Consider the following 23068-nt stretch of genomic DNA (forward strand, 5'->3'; position numbering starts at 1 on the left):
TTACATGGAGAAAGAGTTGTTTTTAAAAGGGATGCAGGAGCTTTTAGAGGTCGCAAAGGCCGGGGGCGATAAGATCCGGAAGGAAGATATTTTATCATATTTCGGAGGAATGGACATCACGGATGAGATCGAGACCATGCTCTGCGACTACTTTGTGGAAGCCGGGGTGCAGGTGGAGGGGTATGAAAAAAGCCCGAAAAAGGAATTACAGAAAGAAGAGACAGATCCGGGAGTGATCCGGTTTTATGAGGAGGAGCTCGAAGAGCTGGGAGGCTCCGATCCCAAAAAAGTACGGGAATTGATTGTAAGGCTGGCAGACGGGGAAGACGTCCAAAATGAACTGATTGAGAGTATGCTTGCCGACGTGGCACTGGATGCCAGGAACTACACAGGGCACGGTGTTTTGCTTGGAGATCTGATCCAGGAGGGTAATATGGGCCTTATAGAGGCTGTATTTGAACTTGGAGACAGAGAGCCAAAGGAGGCTGAAAAGTTTTTACGGGAAGCAGCGGAGTCGGCAATGAAGAAAGCCGTTTCCGAGCAGATGAATACGGACTCGGTGGGAGAACAGATGGCAAGAAAGGCCAACCGCCTGGACGAGGCAGCCCGATTTCTGGCAGAAGACCTTGGAAGAGAGGCAACTGCAGGAGAACTTGCGGATCATCTCAAGATGACGGAAGAGGAAGTAAAGGAGATCATGAAGATGTCCCTTGATGCGATCTCTGTCGTTGAGACAGACATTACCCGGAAATAGGCCGGATGTTCCGGCCGCCCATATGCAGGAAGAGGTGGGGCAATGAACATCAGAGAAAAGCAGGAACAGACAGAGCTTAAGCTGCTGAGTCCATATGCGACACAGAGCAGCCGGACAAAAGGGAGAGAAAAGCCTGAAGTGGAGTGCGAACTTCGGACCTGTTTCCAGAGAGACAGGGACCGGATCGTCCACTGCAAGGCTTTTCGGCGTTTAAAGGACAAAACACAGGTGTTTTTGTCTCCAAAAGGAGACCACTACCGGACGAGACTTACGCATACACTGGAGGTGGCGCAGAATGCCAGGACCATAGCCAGGGCCCTGAACTTAAATGAACTGCTGACGGAAGCCATTGCCCTGGGACATGACCTGGGACATACGCCGTTCGGCCATGCGGGGGAGAGAACGCTGAACGAATTAAATCCCGAAGGATTCCGCCATAATCTGCAGAGCGTCAGGGTTGTGGAGTTTTTGGAGAAGAACGGAAATGGGCTGAATCTTACCTGGGAAGTCCGGGAGGGGATGAAAAACCACTCTACTCACAGCATTTCGTCTACCCTGGAAGGAAAGATTGTGCGCCTGGCTGACAAGATCGCCTACATCAACCATGATATAGATGATTCTATACGGGCAGGAGTCATGAAAGAATCGGATCTTCCGGCAGAGTACACAGACGTGCTTGGTAATACGGTGCGGGAGCGGATCAATACAATCATTCATGACATTGTAAAGCACAGCGAGGACCGGGACGATATTTTAATGTCTGATGAAATCCACACTGCGATGTTCGGTCTCAGAAGATTCATGTTTGATCATGTATATTTCAACCCTCAAACGAAAAAAGAAGAACGAAAGGTGCACCATATCATTGAGCCGCTGTTTGAATATTATCTTCACCATACCGACCTTCTTCCTGCTTACTCCAGAGAAAGGATTGGTGTCACAGAGTCCAAAGAACAGGCTGCCTGTGACTATATTGCGGGAATGACGGACCATTTTGCTATCGAGACATACAAAGAAATCTTCATTCCGAAGTTCTGGCTGGAAAAGTGAGAAAAATAAAAAGGAATGAATCAGTTTATGTAGAATAATATATATAGAGGACATTTATCACACAGATAGGAGGACAGGCTGTTGTTATACGGAGATGACATTATTGAAGAGGTCAGAAGCCGCAATGACATCGTGGATTTGATCTCTTCCTATGTACCGCTCAAGCGGAAAGGAAGTTCTTATTTCGGACTCTGTCCTTTCCATAATGAAAAATCACCGTCGTTTTCTGTCAGCAGGGACAAGCAGATGTATTACTGTTTCGGATGCGGGGCCGGCGGCAATGTCTTTACTTTTATTATGGAATATGAGAACTTTACATTTCCGGAAGCCGTGCGGTATCTGGCGGAGCGGGCCGGGATGGAACTTCCGGAACAGGAACTCAGCGCAGAAGCAAAGCAGCAGGCAGACGCCAAGGTACAATTAAAAGAGATGAATAAGATGGCAGCCAATTATTTTTATATCCTCCTTCACAGCAAAAGAGGGGAAAAAGGACTTGCCTATCTTACAAAACGCGGGATTACCGGGGAGACAATCAAAAAGTTCGGCCTTGGATACGCAGATATTTATCAGGATGACCTCTACCGGTTTTTAAAGAGCAAGGGCTTTTCCGACGAAGAACTGAAGGATTCTGCACTGGTCACTATTGACGAGGCCAGAGGAGGCAGTGACAAATTCTGGAACAGGGTCATGTTTCCGATTCAGGATGTCAACAGCCGTGTCATAGGATTCGGGGGACGGGTCATGGGAGACGGAAGCCCTAAGTATTTAAATTCCAGGGAGACGAAACTGTTTGACAAGAGCAGGAATCTTTACGGACTGAATTTTGCCCGGAGTTCCAGAGAGAAGTTTATCATTTTATGCGAAGGATATATGGACGTCATTTCCATGCATCAGGCCGGATTCACAAATGCGGTGGCGGCTTTGGGAACGGCGTTTACCGAGGGGCACGGGATGCTTCTCAAACGTTATACGAACGAAGTGATCCTTTCTTTTGACAGCGATGAGGCCGGTCAGAGGGCGATTTTAAGGGCGATACCCATTCTCAAAGGGGCAGGCCTCACGGTCAGGGTTCTCGATCTCACTCCGTACAAAGACCCTGATGAATTTATAAAGGAACTGGGAAGCGAAGAACTGAAAAACCGCATACAGAAAGCCAGGAGCAGTTTCATGTTCCAGATATCGGTGGCAGCGGGAAAGTACAATCAGGATGATCCGGAGGAAAAAACTAAGTTCCAGCATGAGGCGGCAAAACTTTTGTCTGGTATAAGGGAACCTCTGGAGAGGAACAACTACTGCGAAGCCGTGTCCAGGGAATATTTTATGGGTGTGAAGGAACTGAAAGATCTGGTGGAGTATTACGGCACCAGCGGATATGTACAGGAGAAACCAAAGGAACAGGAGCGGAGACCGGCGGAAGTAAAAAAAGAAGAAAAAAGGCAGGAGCCTCAGAAGCTGCTGCTCACCTGGCTGGTCAACGAGCCGGTACTTTTTCAGAAGCTTGCCGGGATCATCGGACCGGATGATTTTATTGAGCCGATCTATCACGGCGCTGCTATGCTGCTCTTTGAAGAATACGAGAGGGACGGCAAAGTGATGCCGGCTAAGATACTGAATCAGTATACGGATATGGAAGACCAGAAGAAAATTGCGGAGCTGTTCAATACGACGCTGAAATTAAAGCCTCTGCCCGAGGACAATGACAAGGCGCTGACCGACATTGTCCGGAAGGTAAAGGAAGACAGCATTGAACACAAGATGAATGAATCCAACGACATTATGAAATGGCAGGAGCTGATCCAGGAAAAAGGCAGACTGGCAAAGCTGCATATTTCGATTTAGGTTGGTTAAAATAGGTATGAGAGGAAGGAAATCAATGGACGAAACAATGTTACAATTCAGCGAGAAGCTGGCAGGTTTAGTAGAACTGGGGAAGAAAAATAAAAATTTTCTGGAGTATGCCCAGATTGAGACATATTTTAAAGATTTTAAGCTGACATCGGATATGATGGAGGCAATTTTTGATTACCTGGAACAAAACGGAGTCGATGTGCTCACGATCCCCGAGGGAGAGGACGACGAAGATCTGGAGATCAAGGAAGAGATCGAGGAAGAAGCGGACCTGACGATCCCGGACGGAGTCAGCATCGAGGACCCGGTGCGCATGTATTTAAAGGAAATCGGAAAGGTACCTCTGCTGAGCGCGGATGAGGAGATCCGTCTGGCCCAGAGGATGGAGGAAGGTGATGAGGAAGCCAAGAAAAAGCTTGCGGAAGCCAACCTGCGTCTCGTAGTCAGCATTGCGAAGCGCTATGTGGGACGTGGGATGCTGTTTTTGGATCTGATCCAGGAGGGAAATCTGGGTCTTATCAAGGCAGTAGAAAAATTCGATTACAGGAAGGGATATAAGTTCAGTACGTATGCCACATGGTGGATCCGCCAGGCTATCACCAGAGCCATTGCCGACCAGGCAAGAACGATCCGTATCCCTGTCCATATGGTGGAGACCATCAACAAGCTGATCCGTGTGTCCAGGCAGCTCCTTCAGGAACTCGGCAGAGAGCCGCTTCCGGAAGAGATCGCCGAGGAGATGGATATTCCAGTGGACCGTGTGAGGGAGATTTTAAAGATTTCCCAGGAACCGGTATCTTTAGAGACACCGATCGGAGAGGAAGAAGACAGCCACCTCGGAGACTTTATTCAGGATGACAATGTTCCGGTGCCGGCGGATGCGGCGGCATTTACACTGCTGAAAGAACAGCTGAGCGAAGTGCTCGGAACTTTGACGGAGAGAGAGCAGAAGGTGTTAAGACTGCGCTTCGGACTGGATGACAGCCGTGCAAGGACGCTGGAAGAGGTAGGAAAAGAGTTCAACGTCACCAGGGAAAGAATCCGCCAGATCGAGGCCAAGGCTCTGAGAAAGCTGAGACATCCGAGCCGCAGCAGAAAATTAAAAGACTATTTAGACTGATCGGGTGAAATATGGAATTGTCATCAAGGTTAAAAATAATTGCTTCTTTTGTGTCCGAAGGGATGTGTGTCGCCGATATAGGGACAGATCATGGATACATACCCATTTATCTGACCTCCGAAGGGATGACGGACAAAGCATATGCCATGGATGTCAATCGGGGACCGCTTGAAAGGGCCTCGGAGAACATAAGGAAAGAAGGACTGAACGGAAAGATCCGGTGCATCCTATCGGACGGTATGGAGAAACTCCCGATGGATGCAGACAGTGCAGTGATTGCCGGAATGGGCGGAGACCTGATGGAACAGATCTTAATGAGGGGAGAGGACAGGCTTTTCAGGCTTTCAGAACTGGTTCTTTCCCCCCAGTCCCACTGGGAGAAAGTCAGGAGATTCCTGCACAGCCATGGGTTTGCCATCGAAAAAGAAGCATTGATAAAGGAAGACGGGAAATATTATATTGTCATAAAAGCTGTCAGGGGCCGGCAATCTTACGGCGAGTCCTGGCAGTATTCTTACGGCACTTATCTTACAGGATTAAAAGATCCCCTGATGAAGGAGTACCTGACGAAAGAGCTGAATGACAAACAGAAGATCCTTGACTCTTTTGAGGGAAAGGATTCAGAACATCTAAGGCGCAGGGCAGGAGAACTGTCCTGTATTCTCAGAGAGATAAAGGAGGCACTGAAAAACTATGAAATGCAGTGAACTGATGAAGATATTGGAAGATTATGTGCCGGCGCGTTATGCCATGGAGTGGGATAACGTGGGACTTCTTACAGGGAGAAGAGACAGAGAGATCCATAAAATCATGGTCGCATTGGACGCGGATAAAGGGGTGGTGGAAGAAGCAGTCAGACAAAAGGTGGACTTTCTGCTGACTCACCACCCTGTTATTTTTTCTCCCCAAAAGAGCATTACCGATGAGCCGGGCACACCGGAAAAACTTCTGAAGCTGATAGAAAACGGTGTGAATTGTTTTGCCATGCACACGAATTTCGACGTGGTGCATATGGGGAGGATCGTCTGTGAGGCGATGGGACTCAAGAGTCTGGCTCCGGTAGAAATGACATGTACAGAAGACGGTATTTTGAAGGGCATCGGAACAGTATCAGAACTTGAGCGCCCCATGTCAGCAGGGGATTTTGCGGAAGTGGTAAAAAATACGTTCGGTATAGAACATGTTTTGCTGTTTGGAAATAAAAGAAAAATAATCCAAAAGATTGCGGTTGTTCCGGGGTCCGGAAGACATATGGAACAGCAGGCGGCCGGAACAGGAGCAGATTTGTTTTTAACCGGGGATATCGGACATCATGAAGGGCTGGATGCCATGGAACTGGGCCTTACAGTCATCGACGCAGGCCATCACGGTCTGGAAAAGATTTTTGTAGATTTTATGGGACAATTTCTCGAAAAAAATGTACCGGAGTGTGAGATCATCCTGAGTCATACAAAGTGTCCGTTTGACGTAAAATAGAGCAGAGAGGAGTTGATGGCTGAATATGCTGAATGTAACAGTAGAAGGAACAAAGATCAGTGTAAAAGAGGGCACGGCCCTGGAGGAACTTGCGAAAAGATTTCAGAGACCGGGCGCCCCAGTTATTTTGCTTGCCTATACGGGAGAGAAGCTTAGAGAGCTTCACCATACGATTGATGAAGACTGTGATATCCGGTTTGTGACGAATGAGGAGCAGACCGGATATATGACTTATAAGAGGACGGTAAATTTCGTATTTTTAAAGGCCTGTGAGGAAGTGCTGGGAGAAGGGTGCACAAACCGCATCACAATGAATTACTCCATCGGCAACAGTACCTTCTGTGAATTTTCTCTCGATGATCTAAAAGTGGACGACGATCTGGCGAGAAAAATCCAGAATAAAATGCGGGAATTGGTGAGACAGGATTTAAAGATCAAAAAAATTTCCTACAATACGTTTGAGGCAAGAAAAAGATTTGCACAGCAGGGGATGAAAGAGAAAGTGAGGCTCTTCCGGTTCCGCAGGGTTTCCAGAACCAATGTATATTCTCTGGACGGATATGAGAATTATTTTTATGGGTATATGGCACCCAGTACGGGATATATCCAGGATTTTTATGTAGATGCGTATCAGGGAGGAATTGTTCTTCAGATCCCGAGACGGGATCATCTCCATTCCGTCTCAAGATTTACGCCTCAGCCAAAGCTGTTTCATGTGATGCAGAGGTCCAGATCCTGGAGCAAGCTTATGAGAGTGGACACGGTCGGGGCTCTCAACGAAGAGATCACCAACGGCGATATCAATAACCTGATTCTCGTGCAGGAGGCCCTTCAGGAAAAGCTTCTGGCTGATATTGCTTCAAAGATCGTGGACGACGGGAAAAAGGTTGTCCTGATCGCAGGTCCGTCTTCTTCCGGGAAGACGACATTCTCCCACCGCCTTGCCATTCAGCTTCAGATCGACGGGCTCACTCCGCACCCAATTTCTCTGGATGATTATTTCTTAGACAGAGAGCTGTCTCCCAGGGACGAGGAGGGCAACTATAATTTCGAGACGATCGCATCTCTTGACCTGGAATTGTTCAACGAAGATATCAACTGTCTTTTGGCAGGGAAGCAGGTACAGCTCCCAACCTATAATTTCGTTTCAGGAAAACGGGAATACAAAGGGAATTATAAAAAGATCGGACCGGATGATGTGCTGGTCATCGAGGGAATCCATGGCTTGAACGGGATGCTGTCCAGTGAGATTTCGGAAGAAGACAAATATAAGATTTATGTCAGCGCGCTGAGTCAGATCAATATAGATGAACACAACCGGATACCCAGCTCCGACGGCCGTCTGTTGAGAAGGATCGTGAGGGATGCAAGGCACAGGGGAACGGATGCAAAGACGACCATCGGACGGTGGGAATCTGTGCGCAGGGGTGAGGAACTGAATATTTTCCCTTACCAGGAGGAAGCGGACATCATGTTTAACTCTGCCCAGATTTACGAGCTGGCTGTATTAAAACAGTATGCGGAGCCGCTTTTATTTCAGATCAGCCCTGGATGTCCGGAATATCAGGAATCCAAGCGTCTGCTGAAGTTCTTGGATTATTTCCTGAGTGTGAAAAGTGAGGATATACCGAAGACGTCTCTTTTGAGAGAGTTCATTGGGGGAAGCTGCTTTGAGACTTGACGGTTCCGTTTTTTTATCTAACTAATCGGGATGAAACTCTATCTTAATTTATGAGAGAGATTTTTTATGGGGAATTAGGATAGCGGGGAATCAAGATTAGGGGGATAATGAATAATGTATAACTGGAAACGCAGATTGATGAGTCTGGCACTTGCTGCCGCCGTGTCGTGTACGGCTTTGACTTCCTTTGATGTTCATGCTGATGAGATTAACACAGAAGATCTGGAGTTTGATCTCATTGGAAAAACGGCAGTGCGCAGCGGGAGAAGAATTATAGAATATGAGGATGCAGCTTTGCTGCAGCCGCAGACGGATAAGAGCAGAAAACGGGCGGCACAGCTGCCGGACTCATATACGGCAGAGCATACCAGAGTAAAAACCCAGGAGAATACCGGTATCTGCTGGACTTTTGGTGCTATGGCTTCCCTGGAATCTGTGATGATGACGGCAGGAACCGCTTCTTCATCGATTAATTTATCGGAGAGACAACTTGCTTATTTTACCTTTCATGGACAGAATAAAGACCGGGACAAGAGCAAATACGCGGGAAATGACAGTTTTTTGAATCAGTCCGGAGAAAGCGACTACACGATTGGAGGAAGCCGCTGGTTCTCAGTGCCGACACTGGCCAGATGGTATGGAGCGGTGGATGAATCGGTACTCCCGTTCAGTCAGATATGGGCAGCTGATCCGTCGGAAAAGTATCAGACGGAATCTTATATCCATCTTAAAAATGCACTGTATCTGCCGGAGATCAATCTGGAAAACAGCAATGATGAAACTGTGCACAGTGACGCAGGGGTGCAGGCAGTGAAGCGGGCTGTATATGAAAAAGGCGCTGTCAGTGCCGGATATTACACGGGCAATTCATATTCGGGATATTATCGTTTCGGCAGTAAAACCGGATCTTCAAGAACTACAACATCGTATTATTATAATGGGGAAAGATACGCAGATCATGAGATTACCATTGTCGGCTGGGATGACAATTACAGCAAAGATAATTTCAGTGTTACGCCTCCCGGAAACGGTGCGTTCCTTGTGAAAAACAGCTGGGACGTTGACTGGGGTGACAGCGGATATTTCTATATTTCGTATTATGACAAATCCCTTTCTGAACCTACGGTTTTTGAAGCTGAGAATGTGAACTATAACGGAAGTAAGACCGCGCATACTTATCAGAATATTTATCAATATGACGGGGCAGGATTTGGAGACGCTTTGTTTACGGCAGGCACCAGTCCCGTGGTTGGAGTCAATAAATTTACGGCCAGAGACAATGAAAAGCTAACCGCATGCGGAGTTTATGTTCCAGCAGCAAACTGCAGCGTCAAAGTTCGGGTTTATCAGGACCAGGGTAATAAGTCGTTGGTTTCCAAAGAATATACGGCACAGAATGCCGGATTTTACACGATTCCTTTCGGTTCCTCCTCGTTTGATATGGAGAAAGGCAAAGTATACCGTGCGGAGCTTCAGATTTCTTTCAAAAAAGAAGGAAGGACCGAATATTTTTATCCGTTTGAACTGCAGGAGGATCAGTCAGATGAATTTCAAATGGATTGTACGGCGGGACAAACCCAGATAAAATATAATTTTGGCGGTTCGGGCAGAGATGTAACATCATTGGAGCCGTTAAATGGGGTATATCAAACGGGCAACGCATTGGTTAAATTATTTTCCAACGATAAGGTGAAGGCCGGAAACAGCGGGACAACTGCTTCAAAACCGGCAGATACACCGGTCGTTTCTGTTCCGCAGACGCCGCCTGCAACGGCTGCACCAAAACCGACGGCAACTACGGCAAAACCGGCTGTGACTTATATCAAACCATCAGTTTCAAAGAGTTCACTCAGTATTTATAAAGGAAACAGTTCATCTATTACAGTAAAGAACAAAGTGAAAGGTGCAAAGGTCACGTTTTCCAGTTCTAAAAAGTCTGTGGCAGCAGTGAATTCTTCCGGCAGAGTTACCGGTAAAAAAGCAGGGACTGCGGTTATCACGGCAAAGGTTACGCAGCAGGGTAAAAATTACAGCTTAAAATGTAAGGTTAAGGTGAGTAAGAAGCGTTTGGCTTTTTCTAAGAAAAAAGCAAGGATAAAGAAAAAGAAATCTTATACCTTTAAAGTGAAAAAATACGGTATCTCCGGAAAAGTGAGATGGAAAGTCAGCAATAAAAAGCTGGCATCGATCGGAAAGACAAGCGGTAAATTCAAGGCCAAAAAGAAAAAAGGCAAAGTGAAAGTCACCGCTTACTGCGGAAAATACAAGGTATCTTATACCGTGAAAATTTATTAAGCCATATCTTTTTAACTTCATAATCCTTTAGGGCAGGAAGTCAAGCAGGCAGTGCAGGTTGTCAGTGTGACTTCCTGTTTTGTCTGTATATTTACATTGGCATATTTTAAATGTTTTTCTAACCTATCTTTCCACAGGAAACACTTATAAAGTCAAATACTATATTATTTAACATTTGCCTGCAAAAGGTGCACTTGTCAGGCAGGAAAGGTAGGGAAAAAGAATGAAGAAACAATGGAAGAGGTGTATGGCGGCGGCTGCGCTTACACTGGCACTGGGTATTGGTTCCGGTTCAGAGATGCTGAGAGCATTAGGAATGAAACAGGAAATATCCGGAAAATCCGGAGGGGGGTATTTCCGGTTTAACTGAAGAAAATACAGAGGAACAGCCCGAAACAGAAGCTGTGGAACAGACAGAAGCAGAGGGTGACACTGTAAAAACACCTGCATTAAAACCGGATGAAGAAGAGAGTAAGCCAAAAGCGACAAAGCCGGCTGAAAAAAAGAAGTCGGTGAAAACTTCTGCAGATACTGCGGAAAATGGACAGACGATTCTCGATATCAGTGAAGGCGATGTGCGGATCACCAAGACAGGTGCCACAGTAGGAGGAGTATCAAAGGATGACGGAAGCCTGAATCCGAAAGGCTACTGGATCACCGGCACTACAACGGATTATAATGTTGTGGTGGAGAAAGAGGTAAAAACAGAAATTACTCTCTGCGATGTAAATATTACCAGCGACACATCTAAGATGGAGTGTATCGATGTGTCCCATGCAGATGTTGTCATTACACTAATTGGAAAGAATGAACTGCTCTGTAAAGCTGGAAGGGCGAGTGACGGAGCACCGGCAGGAGACGAAGGAACGGCCCTTGCCAAGAACGGAATGGACGGAACGCTGGTGATCAGGTGTCAAAAGGCCGGGGAGACGGGACACCAGTGTGATGAAAACTGCGGAACTTTGATTGCCAAAGGGCAGGAAACTTTATATCATGCGGGTGCGATCGGAAACAGTTACAGAAAGGTACAGGCAGACGAAGAAAGCGGTTTCTGTAATTTGACGATTGAAGGCGGAAACATTGAGGCAAAAGGAGGACAGCACAGTCCGGGAATAGGCGGATCATGTCTGACCAGCCATAAAATCGTTTTTCCGGGCGATTCTTTGGGGAATAACAAGCAGACGTCCAATCTGCGGATTACCGGCGGTAATGTAAAAGCAGAAGGAAACTATGCCTGTGCGGGAATCGGCGCAGTAGGGGCTACATCGCTGAAAAACATCGTGATCAGCGGCGGAGATACAACAGTCATAGCGAAGGGAGATCAAACCAGTGATACTCCTGGTATTGGCGTGGGAAAATATCCCGGCGTTGACGTTGAAACTACTTTTGAGCATGTGGCAGCTTCTCCGGATAATGGATACCAGGGATATGTGCAGGACGGAGAATCCATGGACAACTATACGTTTATGGAAGGCAGCCCTTTTAAGGAGGAAACGGAAATTAGGGTCGGAAAGTTCTATACAGCCGTTTACTTTGGACCGTTCCGCGATGAAAATACAGTGGAGCCTTTAACCAACGAGCAGATCGGAGCCAATAACGTGATCAGCAAAACCGGCGGGAAAGAGTTTACAAAGGAGCAGTTAAAAAAATTTACAAAAGTCAATGCCAGAGACAAGTCCGGGAATCCTCTTTCTCTGGGGCAGATCAGCTTTGTCCATGAAAAGCAGATCGAGGCGGTCAATAAGGCAAAGGCGGCCGGGAAGACCGGAGACTATCCGCTAACCTTCTGTACGGCCAATAAGACAGAAGTGAAGGTGCATATTTTCCTGAGAAAAGATGGAACGGATACAGTGAAGATGGACCCGGAGCATCCGGAGCCAATGATCGGAGCCAATGATTTTTTGAAAGACACCGGAGGAGAGGAATTCACAGAAGAACAGCTGAAATTATACGGGGAACTGAAAGGGAAGGACAAAGACGGGACAACCATTGATCTGAAAGGATTCACGATCGATGCAGAACAGATGAAGAAGCTGAATCAGGCAAAGACAGCGGGGCAGCCCGGAACCTTCAATCTGACCTATACATCCAGTGAAGGCGCGAAGGCCACAGTACAGGTAATATTGGTGAAATATGATGCGGTCGCAGAGAATCAGGACCCTGACAACGACGAGGTGATCAGAGGGATGGATATTGTCAGCGGAACTGGAGGAGACGGCTTTACCGGAGAACAGCTGAAAGAGCTGTCTGCTGTCAAAGCATTTGATAAAGACGGGGAGTTAGTGGAAAAAGACAGAATTACATTTCCCGAGCCGGACCAGATGAAAAGGATCAATGAGGCAAAGGCAGCAAAAGAAAGCGGCAACTTTCTGCTGACGATGAAGGCACCGGGTGGAACAGAGGTGACTGTTCAAGTTTATTTAAGAGATAAAGGGAAGGACAGTGCCAAAGTCAATCCGGACCAAACAGAAGCGTTTTTAGCTGCGAATGATGGAACCTATCTAACAGGAGGAACAGAGTTTTCAGAGGAAGTTATCCTGGAACTTTGCAAGGCAAAGGCGAAAGACCAGGGCAAAAACACAGTAGAACCATCGATCAGAAACAGCTGAAAACATTGAATGAAGCGAAGACTTCCGGTAAGACGGGAAAATATACTTTGACTTTTTTCATAGATGATCATACAAAAGCTGAAGTAAAGATGACTCTGACCGGAGACCACAAAGTGAAGTTTGACTCTAACGGAAGCTATGATGCTGCGGAGACTCAGACAGTCAGAGGAGGCAGTCAGGTGCTTGAGCCGGAGGAACCAAAGAGAGACGGATATGAATTCGCGGGCTGGTATTATACAGATGAGAACGGAAAAGAAATCAAATGGAATTTTTCAGATCCGGTGCACCAGAACATGACGTTGACAGCAAAATGGAAGAAAGAACCCAAAACAGAGCCAAATATAGAGAAAGAAAAAGAGAAAACAAATAAAAAAGAGCCTTCATCAGAAAAAGATACAAAATGGAATTATCGGGAGATCCAGAGGAGAGAGGATCAGCTGCGGCGGGAAAAAGCAGCAAGAACAGGAGAGACATCATCGGCAGAAGCGAAAAAAGCAGCAGGAACAGGAGAGACATCAAAAGCTGGCTGGGTATTTATAAGTCTTCTGGGTGCCGCAGGAATCATGTTCGGTATTAAAACGAAGAAAAGGAATCTCTAAATCGTTTGACGGGACACATGAGAACATGGTATAATTCCACTCGGAATTTAGTTAACCGAATGATCGCGCCAAAGTCTTTTGGTGAGGAAAGTCCGGGCTTCGCAGGGCAGGATGCCGGATAACGTCCGGTAGGGGTGACCCTCAGGCTAGTGCAACAGAAATAAACCGCCGGTATTAGCCGGTAAGGGTGGAAAGGCGGGGTAAGAGCCCACCGCTTGGCTGGTAACAGGCAAGGCACATGTAAACCCCATCCGAAGCAAGGCAGGAGAAAAGCTATGGGCTTGCCCGGTCCGCTTTTCGGTGTGCCGCTGGAGCTTGCTGGCAACAGCAAGTCGAGATAGATGATCATTTAAGACAGAACCCGGCTTATAGATTAGCTAAATTCCATTTTTATGAAAGTATAAAAATACAAGACACTTTGGTTTAAGATTGAGTGTCTTGTATTTTTTTATCAAAATCTTTTAAAGAGTTAAAAATTATTGTTTACATAAAGTAAGTTTACTTTTATTAAATCTGATGGTTCAGTATCCATTGTAAAATTCTTCAAAAGAAAGTTCCTTTGAAGCTATTATTAAAATTGTGTCCGATAGTTCTTCCTGTGTGTATTTCAGTTCTATTCGGTTGAGGGCAAGAAATACGAGTGTGGCATGAGCGCCAATTCGTTCGTTTCCATCAATGAAAGCGTGGTTTTTAATAAGCCCAAAACCAAGACACGCTGCTTTCTGTTGAATGGATGGAAAATTATCTGTATTGGCATAACTTTAGAATGGTGCATATAAAGCAGAATCCAAAAGCCCTTCGTCGCGGATTCCACCGCTGCCGCCTGTTTCCTGAATGAGTTGATCATGGAGCAGAATAATCTGTTCTTTGGTTACTTTTATCATTTGGAAAGTAACTCATATGCCTGCTTGTTTTGATCAATCAGTCTTTTGGAAACAGAAAGAATATCTTCATTGTCTGCAAGTTGTTCCGCTTCTGCGGCATTAAATTCAATAACAAGGTAACGAGGTGTGTTGTTCTTAAGAATAACCACAGAACCATTTTCATCCACCATCCTTGCAATGCGGGAAAAATTTTGATTTGCTTCGGTAATAGAAACGAGATTGTTTATATTTACATTCATGTGTGTGACCTCCTTTCATAGTTTTTTTATTATTAAGCCCAAATAATAGGATAAATTCAACCTAAAAAAGTGAGGATGTCGAATGAGAGACATTAAAAGATAAAATTTGCTGTTTTTTTGTGTCTAACTTATTTTCCAGAAATAAGGTCTTATAAAGTCAAAAACCATTTGTCTGCAAAAAGTGCACATTTCAGACAGGAAAGGAAGGGAAAGAATGAAGAAACAATGGAAAAGGTGTATGGCTGCCGCCGCTCTTACACTGGCGCTGGGCATCGGTTCCGGGCCGGAAATGCTGAGAGCAATGGGTACGGAACAGGAAATGCCTGGAAAATCCGGGGGGGGGTATTTCTGGATTAACTGAAGAAGCTCCGGGGAAACAGGCAGAGGCGGGAACTGAAAAAGTAATGGAGAAAACAGAGACATCAGAAAACAGAAAAACAGTCCAAAACCAGACGCTGGAACCGGATGAGAAGGAATTAAAAGGGGATCAGACGAAGACGAAGAAAAAGACGGCGAAAACATCCGGAGACACTGCGGAGAATGGACAGACCATTCTGGATGTCAGTGAAGGAGACGTAAAGATTACAAAAACAGGCGCCACAGTAGGAGGAGTATCCAAGGACGACGGAAGTCTGAACCCGAAAGGCTACTGGATCACCGGTACCACAACTGCTTACAATGTTGTGGTGGAGAAAGGGGTAAAAACAGAAATTACCCTTTGTGATGTTAATATTACCTGTGATAAGACTAAGATGGATTGTATCAATGTTTCCCATTCAGATGTCACAATCACTCTGAAAGGGCAAAATGAACTGCTCTGTAAATCAGGGAATTCACAGGACGGAACTTATACGAAAGAGGGTGCAGCTCTCGCAAAAGACGGAGAGGACGGACAGCTGACGATCCAATGTGAATTCAGCAAAGAATCAGGACACAAGTGTGATAACAGATGCGGCAGGCTGATCGCCAAAGGAAAGGAAGATCTGTATCATGGAGGTGCCATTGGAAATACTTTCAGAAATGCCAATGGGTCAAAGGGAAGTGAAGCAGGTTTTTCAAACTTTACCATTAAAGGCGGTAATATTGAGGCAAAAGGTGGATATCATAGTCCCGGGATCGGAGGGACGTGTAATACGAGCAATAAACTTATAAACGGTGGAAACCGTCCTGATGGTATGAGTGGGAAGACTTCCAATATAAGGATCATGGGAGGAAACATTAAGGCAGAAGGAAACTACGGATGTGCAGGGATCGGAGGCGGTGTATGGAACATCATCGACGGACTTTATATTACTGGAGGAAAGGTAGAGGCCACTGGGGGTAAAAAGGGACCGGGAATCGGATCTGTCAGTACTTCGCTTTTAAAGGATATCGTGATCAGCGGCGGGGACACTGTCGTCATAGCCAAAGGAGATGAAGAGAGCGGCGCCCCTGGAATCGGAAAAACAAACTATTCGGCTTCAACAAATGTAGAGAATACTGTTTTTCAGCATGTAGCAGCTTCTCCGGACAATGGATACCAGGGATATGTGCAGGACGGAGAATCCATGGATAGCTATACCTTTATGGAAGGAACGCCGTTTAAAAAAGAAACAGATATCCGGGTCGGAAAGTTTTATACGGCCGTTTACTTCGGACCATTCCGTGATGAAAATACAGTGGAATCTTCAACCAATGAGCAGATCGGAGCCAATCATGTGATCAGCAAGACCGGAGGGAAGGGATTTACAAAGGACCAATTAAAAGAACTCACAAAAGTCAATGCCAGGGACAAGTCCGGGAACCCGTTTTCCGTGGATCAGATCCGCTTTGTCCATGAAGAGCAGATCGAAGCCATCAACAAAGCAAAGACTGCGGGGAAGACCGGGGACTACCCTCTGACCTTCTGTACGGCAAATGGGACGGAAGTGACGGTACAGATCTACTTGAGAAAAGACGGAACGGATGCGGTGGTGATCGATCCGGATGATCCTGTGCCGACGATCGGAGCCAACGATTTTGAGAAAGATACCGGAGGAGATGGATTTACTGAAGAACAGTTAAAGATATACGGAGAATTAAAAGGAAAAGACAAGGACGGAACGACCATCGATCTGGACGGATTCACCGTGGACCCGGAGCAGATGGAACAGCTGAACCAGGCAAAGACAGCGGGAAAGTCCGGTACCTTTGATCTGACCTATACATCCAATGAAGGAGCAAAGGTTACGGTGCAGGTAACGCTGGTAAAATATGATGCGGTCGAGGAGAATCAGGATCCGGATAATCCGGAAATGATCAAAGGGATGGACGTGATAAGCAGGACCGGAGGAAGTGCGTTCAGCGAGGCGAAGTTAAAAGAACTGACGATGGTAAAAGCCTTCGATAAAGATGGAAGAGAGATCCTTCCGGAAGACTTAAAATTTTCAGAATCGGATCAGCTCCAAAGAATCAATGGGGCAAAAACGAAAGGGGAGACCGGAAACTTTGATCTGACGATGGAGACACCGGATGGGACAAAGGTGACAGTAAAGGTATGTCTTAGAGACAGCGGATCAGACGGTGCCGGGTATGATCCGGAAAAATTATCTTCATTTATTGGAGCCAATGATGCAGTCCATGAGACTGGGGGAGAGGCCTTTACCAAAGATGAACTGAGAGACCTGTGCCGGGTCAAGGCAAAAGATCCTTCCAGGAACAATGTGGAAGCTGAGGTGCAAAATAATCAGTGGGAAACACTGAATAAGGCAAAGGAGAGCGGTAAGACCGGGACATATCCGCTGACGTTTTATCTGGAAGATGGGACAAAAGCCCAGGTAAAGATTACACTGACAGGAGACCACAAAGTGAAGTTTGACTCTAATGGAGGCTATGATACTCCGGTGACTCAGACGGTCAGGGGAGGAAATCAGGTGGTCGAGCCGAAAGATCCGAAGAGAGACGGTTATGAATTTATGGGCTGGTATTATACCGATGAGAACGGAAAAGAAGTCAAATGGGATTTTTCAGATCCGGTGCACCAGAATATGACGTTAAAGGCAAAATGGAAAAAGTCTGAGACTGAGAAAGCAGATAACGGAACTTCTGAAAAAGTTTCGAAAAAAAAGACGGACCAGAAAAAAATGAGAACTGGAAATACCAAGAGATTCAGAAGAAAGACGGATCAGCAAAGACAGCAAAAACAGGAGAGAAATCGAACGCTGGATGGATATGGATCAGTCTTCTGAGTGCCTCAGGAATTATCTTAAGTTATAGACTGAAAAAAAGAACATACTAATATCAAATAAGAGACATCAGAATTCAAAGGCTGGTGTCTTTTGCTGTCTAACCTATTCTTTTGAAGAAAGGTCTTATAAAGTCAAAAACCATTTGTCTGCAAAAAGTGCACATGACAGACAGGAAAGGAAGGGAAAGAATGAAGAAACAATGGAAGAGGTGTATGGCTGCTGCCGCGCTTACACTGGCACTGGGCATCGGTTCCGGGCCGGAAATGCTGAGAGCATTGGGCACAGAACAGGAAATGCCTGGAAAATCCGGGGGGGGGTATTTCCGGATTAACTGAAGAAGCACCGGAAAAAGCAACGGAGGAAACAGAGAAATCGGAAGACAGAAAAACAGTCCAAAATCAGACTTTAGAAGCAGCTGAGAATGAATTAAAAGGGGATCATCCGAAAAAGAAAACGATAAAAACATCCGGAGATACTGCGGAAAACGGACAGATCATTCTGGATGTCAGTGAGGGAGACGTAAAGATTACAAAAACAGGCGTCACAGTAGGCGGAGTGTCTAAGGATGATGGAAGCCTGAATCCGAAAGGATACTGGATCACAGGGACCACGACAAAGTACAACGTGATTGTGGAAAAAGGTGTCAGGACAGAGATTACTCTGAGTGATGTCGATATTACTTGTGATAAAACAAAGATGGACTGTATCAATGTCTCCCACGCCACTGTGACTATGACACTAAAAGGAAATAATACATTGCTTTGTAAGTCTGGAACTGCTAAGGATGGATATGCAGGACATGAAGGAAATGCCATTACAAAAGACGGGATGGACGGAGAACTGATCATCCAGTGTGAGAAGGCGAATGAAAAAGGACATCGCTGTGACAGCAGCTGCGGAAGCCTTACAGTAGCAGGACAAGATGACCAGTATCACGCAGGAGCCATCGGAAACAGCGTGCGGGGAACAAAAATAGACGGTGAGTGCGGTCTGGCAAATCTTATCATCAAAGGCGGGAATATTGTGGCAAAAGGCGGATATCACAGCCCCGGTATCGGGGGAGCCTGTCTGACAAGTTATAAATTTACACATGATGCTGTGTACGGCAGCAGCAGTATGCCGGCTGCCAATCAAAAGGTAAGCAATCTTTCTATATCAGGAGGGAACATTAAGGCTGAAGGCAATTATGGATGTGCCGGGCTCGGAGGAGGCGTATGGGTCAATATAGACGGCCTTTCGATCACCGGAGGAAAGGTAGAAGCAGTCGGCGGAAGCTATGGTCCCGGCATTGGAGCGGTCTGTACCTCCTCCCTTGATAATATCGTGATCAGCGGAGGGGATACTTTAGTCATCGCAAAAGGAGATGAGAACAGCAATGCCCCGGGGATTGGGGCAACCAATTATCCGGGATATACAATTCCTACGAAATTCGGCAGGTTCGTGTCATCTCCTCAGGAAGGTTATCAGGGCTATGTCCAGGACGGAGACTCTATGGACAGCTATACCTTTATGGAAGGAACACCGTTTAAATCTGAGACACAGATCCATGTAGGAAAATTTTATACAGTGGCCTATTTTGGGCCGTTCCGGGATGAAAATACCGTGGAGTCAAAAACAAATGAGCAGATCGGAGCCAATCATATCATCAGTAAGACCGGGGGAAACGGGTTTACAAAGGAGCAGTTAAAACAGTTTACGAAGGTGACGGCAAAAGATAAGACAGGAAATGACCTGCCGGAGGGCCAGATCCGTTTTTCTGATGAAAAGCAGATCCAGGAATTAAATGAGGCAAAACAGGCGGGAAAGGTCGGGGATTACCCGCTGACGTTTGAGACCTCAAACGGAACGAAAGTGACGGTCAATGTCTGCCTGAGAGATGACGGAACAGATGCCGCCGGAATGGACCCGGGGAATCCGGACCCAGCGATCGGAGCCAATGATTTTGAGAAGGATACCGGAGGAGATGCGTTTACCGAAGAGGAACTCAAGATCTATGGGGAGCTGAAAGGAAAAGACAAAGATGGGACGACCATTGACCTGGATGGTTTTACTGTGGATACAGAACAGTTTGAAAAGATCAACAAGGCAAAGACAGCCGGGGAAGCCGGTGTGTTTGAGCTGACTTATACGTCAAAAGCCGGGGCAAAAGTCACGGTCACAGTGTCTTTGATGAAATATGATGAGACGGGGACAAGCACAGATCCGGACAGCAAAGAGACGATCAAAGGGATGAATATTATCAGCCGGACCGGAGGAGACGGTTTTACTGAAGAACAGCTGAAGGACCTTTCTGTTGTCAAAGCGTTTGATCACGATGGAAGATCAGTGGAAAGAGAGCGCATCCTCTTTTCCGAACCGGATCAGATCGAGAGGATCAATGAGGCAAAGAAGGCAGGAGAGACCGGAAACTTTCCGCTGACGATGAAGGCGCCGGGAGGAGCAGAGGTGACGGTCCAGGTGTATTTACGGGATCAGGGGACGGACAGTGCCAAATCTGATCCGGACCATGGAAAAGCGTTCCTGGCTGCGAATAACGGGACCCATCCAACCGGAGGAGAGGCGTTTGCAAAAGAAGAGCTTCTGGAACTCTGCAGGGCAAAAGCGAAAGACCAGAGCAAGAATACCGTGGAGCCATCCATCGATCCGAAACAATGGGAAGTACTGAACGAAGCTAAGACGGCGGGCAGGACCGGAGAATTTTCTCTGACCTTTTTTATAGAGGACGGGACAAAAGTTCAGGTAAAGATCACGCTGACCGGAGACCACAAAGTGAAGTTTGACTCCAACGGAGGCTATGATACTCCGGTGACTCAGACGGTCAGAGGAGGAAATCAGGTGATCGAGCCGAAAGATCCAAAGAGAGACGGCTATGAATTTATGGGCTGGTATTATACCGATGAGAATGGAAAAGAAGCCAAGTGGAATTTTTCAGATCCGGTGCATCAGAATATGACTTTAAGAGCGAAATGGAAGAAAGCTGAAATTGAGAAGGCAGACAAGGGTACTTCAGGGAAAGAAAACAAAAAAGGTACATCAGAAAAAAATAAGAATTGGAAATATAAAGAGATCCGGAAGAACGAACAGACAGCGAAGACAGGAGAAGAATCTAAAACTGTATGGGCGGTGTTGGGCCTTTTGGGAGGAACAGGTATTTTATGTTGTCTTAGAAAGAAGAGAAAAATTAGTTAAACTATCGCAGGTGCCACCTTTGATATCTAAGCAGCCTGCTCCAGCAGATAAAATGTCATTAGTTATTTACCACTATTTCCGTCGCGCTTTTGAAATGCGCTCCTCCAATAGCGATAAATAACTTTCGAAAAGTGGCGCCTTTTTTTGACGGAAGCCCTTCTCCAACAGACATTCCGTCCGTTTTCTATACGATTGGAGTGAGGCTTTCTAAGAATCGAAGGAAAATCGTGTGAAAAATGTCATTAGTTATTTACCACTATTTCCGTCGCGCTTTTGAAATGTGCTCCTCCAATAGCGATAAATAACTTTCGAAGAGTGGCACCTTTTTCGACGGAAGCCCTTCTCCAACAGACATTCCGTCCATTTTCCACATGATTGGAGTGAGGCATTCTAAGAGCCGAACGGAAATCATGTGGAAAATGTCATAGTATCATTCCCTTTATTTATGTTTTATAATGTAGATAAGGGGAATTTTTTATTACCCAGGAAATACCCTGTCACGGCAGTGATAGAAAATGTTTTCTGAGAGATAAAACATACTCCGTGTATTGTGTACAGATGCGTGTTGTCTTTTAACGAATGTATATGCAGGAGGAAATGAGTATGCTGAATCTAAGAACAATGAATGCGGAAGATCTCCCTGTCTTTAAAAAATGGCTTAGGATGCCGCATGTTGCAAAGTGGTATCATGAGCCATTGGATTGGATCGAAGAAGTCGAAAAGCAGGACAGTGCTTTCTGCTGGATTCATCATTTTATCGCTGAGTATGAAAATAAACCAATCGGCTTCTGTCAATACTATGCATGTAAAGACAGTGATGAACTATGGGGAGGATACACGGAAATGGGCGGATCTTACAGCGTCGATTATATGATTGGTGAGTTGGACTGCATCCGCAAAGGATTTGGGAAAGAAATTGTAAAACAGCTGATAGAAAAGATCAGATGCCATGGTGATGCTGAGAGGATTGTTGTACAGCCTGAACAGGAGAATGCAGCGTCCTGCGGTTTGCTGCTGTCCTGTGGATTTGTTTTAAATACGGAAAATGATATTTATGTCATGACGATATAAAATTTATGATGTAAAAACATGCAGATGTCTCTGAAATTGGACGTAAATTTTACAAAAGTGTGAATAATGTTTCAAAAATGTCATACACTATATTAAAGGAGTGTATATGACATTGAAGAAAAAATGGAAAGTAGCAGCCATATCTTGTGCGATTGGCTTATGCAGCGTAGGGCAGCAGGTCTTTGCAAGTGATACTTTATTTCAGCCGCCGCAGGGCGAAAATGGCGTTGATCAGCTTATCCAGAGGAAACTGTTGGAAGAACAGAAGCAGTTTAAAGAGAGAAAAGCACTGATTAAAAAGTTAAATATAGAACGTCAGATTGAAAAAGTACAGGATGTCAAAGGCCTCAAAGGAAAAATATCTACAAGAGAGAAAGCAATTCTTACCAGGATTGTGGAAGCAGAAGCTACTGACAAAGACATGAAGAGTAAAATCTTAGTCGCAAATGTGATATTAAACAGGGTCCGTTCCAAGGAATTTCCAAACACCATCGAACAGGTCGTGTTCCAGAGGACCAATGGCAGTGTGCAGTTTTCTCCGACAGCCGACGGACGGTATAACTCGGTGACGATCAAAGCGTCTACACGGGAAAGTGTGGAGCGGGCACTTGAAGGAGAAGACTACTCAGAGGGGGCTCTGTATTTTGTGGAAAAGACAATGGCGAATCCAAGAAATGTGTCCTGGTTTGACAGGGCGCTGACGAAACTGTTCACTTATCAGGGACATTCTTTTTATAAATAAGAGTGAAAATTCGGGGTTGACACGTAAAAAGAAAAGTATTATCATTCTATCATATAGTGATAAACCGATGAGAAAGAGTAGTAGTCAGGATCAGAAGGATTATAAGAGAGCTGCAGATGGTGGGATTGCAGCATGAATTCCCTGATGAATGGACTTTCGAGGGCAGTTCTGAACCACAGTAGGAGTTGCCGGGCACCCGACCCGTTACACAACAGGGCATATATGATGGTATATGAAAAGAGTGGGCATTTTTTATGATGCCAATTTGAGTGGTACCGCGGATATCCGCCTCAAGCGTTAGCTTG

At 45.8% G+C, this 23068-nt stretch carries 21 protein-coding genes, 1 other RNA gene and 1 other annotated feature; of the genes, 19 read left to right on the forward strand and 3 right to left on the reverse strand.

Annotated elements, in window-relative coordinates:
- Positions 1-4: 4 nt before the first annotated feature.
- The 12 genes from ANCC_RS07140 to rnpB all read left to right on the forward strand — a co-directional run bounded on the left by ANCC_RS07140 (position 5) and on the right by rnpB (position 13817).
- Complete coding sequence (locus ANCC_RS07140) at positions 5-754, forward strand: sigma-70 domain-containing protein (RefSeq protein ID WP_006567357.1); 750 nt, start codon at positions 5-7, stop codon at positions 752-754.
- Between the two features lie 42 nt (positions 755-796).
- Positions 797-1804, forward strand: a complete 1008-nt coding sequence (locus tag ANCC_RS07145; RefSeq protein ID WP_006567356.1) for a deoxyguanosinetriphosphate triphosphohydrolase — start codon at positions 797-799, stop codon at positions 1802-1804.
- 81 nt (positions 1805-1885) lie between these two features.
- On the forward strand, positions 1886-3643 hold the full coding sequence (gene dnaG / locus ANCC_RS07150; protein WP_009291194.1) for a DNA primase: 1758 nt from the start codon (positions 1886-1888) through the stop codon (positions 3641-3643).
- Positions 3644-3677: 34 nt separating this feature from the next.
- Complete coding sequence (rpoD, locus tag ANCC_RS07155) at positions 3678-4772, forward strand: RNA polymerase sigma factor RpoD (RefSeq protein ID WP_009291195.1); 1095 nt, start codon at positions 3678-3680, stop codon at positions 4770-4772.
- Positions 4773-4783: 11 nt separating this feature from the next.
- Positions 4784-5479 (forward strand): tRNA (adenine(22)-N(1))-methyltransferase, encoded by a 696-nt coding sequence (locus ANCC_RS07160; protein ID WP_006567353.1) that lies wholly within the window; start codon positions 4784-4786, stop codon positions 5477-5479.
- Positions 5466-6248: a Nif3-like dinuclear metal center hexameric protein gene (locus ANCC_RS07165; RefSeq protein WP_006567352.1), complete on the forward strand. Its 783-nt coding sequence runs from the start codon at positions 5466-5468 to the stop codon at positions 6246-6248. The genes ANCC_RS07160 and ANCC_RS07165 overlap by 14 nt, the downstream gene beginning before the upstream one ends.
- A gap of 25 nt (positions 6249-6273) precedes the next feature.
- Positions 6274-7929 carry a nucleoside kinase gene (locus ANCC_RS07170; protein WP_006567351.1) on the forward strand — a complete coding sequence of 552 codons (1656 nt, stop codon included), beginning with the start codon at positions 6274-6276 and terminating at the stop codon, positions 7927-7929.
- A gap of 114 nt (positions 7930-8043) precedes the next feature.
- Positions 8044-10224, forward strand: coding sequence for a C1 family peptidase (locus ANCC_RS07175; protein ID WP_006567350.1), 2181 nt, complete (start codon positions 8044-8046; stop codon positions 10222-10224).
- Between the two features lie 223 nt (positions 10225-10447).
- A complete protein-coding gene (locus tag ANCC_RS07180) occupies positions 10448-10594 on the forward strand; it encodes a hypothetical protein (RefSeq protein WP_006567349.1) in 147 nt (48 codons plus the stop codon).
- A 34-nt stretch (positions 10595-10628) separates the two neighbouring features.
- Positions 10629-12833 (forward strand): hypothetical protein, encoded by a 2205-nt coding sequence (locus tag ANCC_RS07185; RefSeq protein ID WP_006567348.1) that lies wholly within the window; start codon positions 10629-10631, stop codon positions 12831-12833.
- A gap of 5 nt (positions 12834-12838) precedes the next feature.
- A complete protein-coding gene (locus tag ANCC_RS17600) occupies positions 12839-13432 on the forward strand; it encodes an InlB B-repeat-containing protein (RefSeq protein WP_006567347.1) in 594 nt (197 codons plus the stop codon).
- 47 nt (positions 13433-13479) lie between these two features.
- Positions 13480-13817: RNase P RNA component class A (rnpB, locus tag ANCC_RS07190), an RNA gene on the forward strand.
- 136 nt (positions 13818-13953) lie between these two features.
- On the opposite strand, the gene ANCC_RS17985 is transcribed toward rnpB, so the two are convergent.
- From ANCC_RS17985 to ANCC_RS07200, 3 genes are read right to left on the reverse strand one after another with little or no spacing between them, the layout of a single operon-like run.
- A complete protein-coding gene (locus tag ANCC_RS17985; protein ID WP_317134617.1) occupies positions 13954-14163 on the reverse strand; it encodes a type II toxin-antitoxin system death-on-curing family toxin in 210 nt (69 codons plus the stop codon).
- A gap of 30 nt (positions 14164-14193) precedes the next feature.
- Positions 14194-14316 (reverse strand): hypothetical protein, encoded by a 123-nt coding sequence (locus tag ANCC_RS17890; RefSeq protein WP_006567346.1) that lies wholly within the window; start codon positions 14314-14316, stop codon positions 14194-14196.
- Positions 14313-14555, reverse strand: a complete 243-nt coding sequence (locus tag ANCC_RS07200; RefSeq protein ID WP_006567345.1) for a prevent-host-death protein — start codon at positions 14553-14555, stop codon at positions 14313-14315. Before ANCC_RS07200 ends, ANCC_RS17890 begins: the two co-directional genes overlap by 4 nt.
- Positions 14556-14769: 214 nt before the next feature.
- Here ANCC_RS07200 and ANCC_RS07205 point away from each other — a divergent pair, with 214 nt between their 5' ends.
- From ANCC_RS07205 to ANCC_RS07230, 7 genes are all read left to right on the forward strand, one after another.
- Positions 14770-14916 (forward strand): hypothetical protein, encoded by a 147-nt coding sequence (locus ANCC_RS07205; RefSeq protein WP_006567344.1) that lies wholly within the window; start codon positions 14770-14772, stop codon positions 14914-14916.
- 43 nt (positions 14917-14959) lie between these two features.
- Entirely contained in the window at positions 14960-17761 is a 2802-nt protein-coding gene (locus tag ANCC_RS07210; RefSeq protein ID WP_006567343.1) for an InlB B-repeat-containing protein, read from the forward strand.
- Positions 17749-17811, forward strand: coding sequence for a hypothetical protein (locus ANCC_RS17990; RefSeq protein ID WP_233458315.1), 63 nt, complete (start codon positions 17749-17751; stop codon positions 17809-17811). The genes ANCC_RS07210 and ANCC_RS17990 overlap by 13 nt, the downstream gene beginning before the upstream one ends.
- A 138-nt stretch (positions 17812-17949) precedes the next feature.
- On the forward strand, positions 17950-18096 hold the full coding sequence (locus ANCC_RS07215) for a hypothetical protein (RefSeq protein WP_167319333.1): 147 nt from the start codon (positions 17950-17952) through the stop codon (positions 18094-18096).
- A 220-nt stretch (positions 18097-18316) separates the two neighbouring features.
- Positions 18317-20950, forward strand: coding sequence for an InlB B-repeat-containing protein (locus ANCC_RS07220; protein ID WP_006567341.1), 2634 nt, complete (start codon positions 18317-18319; stop codon positions 20948-20950).
- Positions 20951-21553: 603 nt separating this feature from the next.
- Positions 21554-22021: a GNAT family N-acetyltransferase gene (locus ANCC_RS07225; RefSeq protein ID WP_233441490.1), complete on the forward strand. Its 468-nt coding sequence runs from the start codon at positions 21554-21556 to the stop codon at positions 22019-22021.
- Between the two features lie 106 nt (positions 22022-22127).
- On the forward strand, positions 22128-22763 hold the full coding sequence (locus ANCC_RS07230; RefSeq protein ID WP_006567338.1) for a cell wall hydrolase: 636 nt from the start codon (positions 22128-22130) through the stop codon (positions 22761-22763).
- Between the two features lie 58 nt (positions 22764-22821).
- Positions 22822-23059, forward strand: a binding site (T-box leader).
- The last annotated feature ends 9 nt before the right edge of the window (positions 23060-23068 follow it).

The organism is Anaerostipes caccae L1-92 (genome assembly GCF_014467075.1).
GTDB lineage: Bacteria > Bacillota > Clostridia > Lachnospirales > Lachnospiraceae > Anaerostipes > Anaerostipes caccae.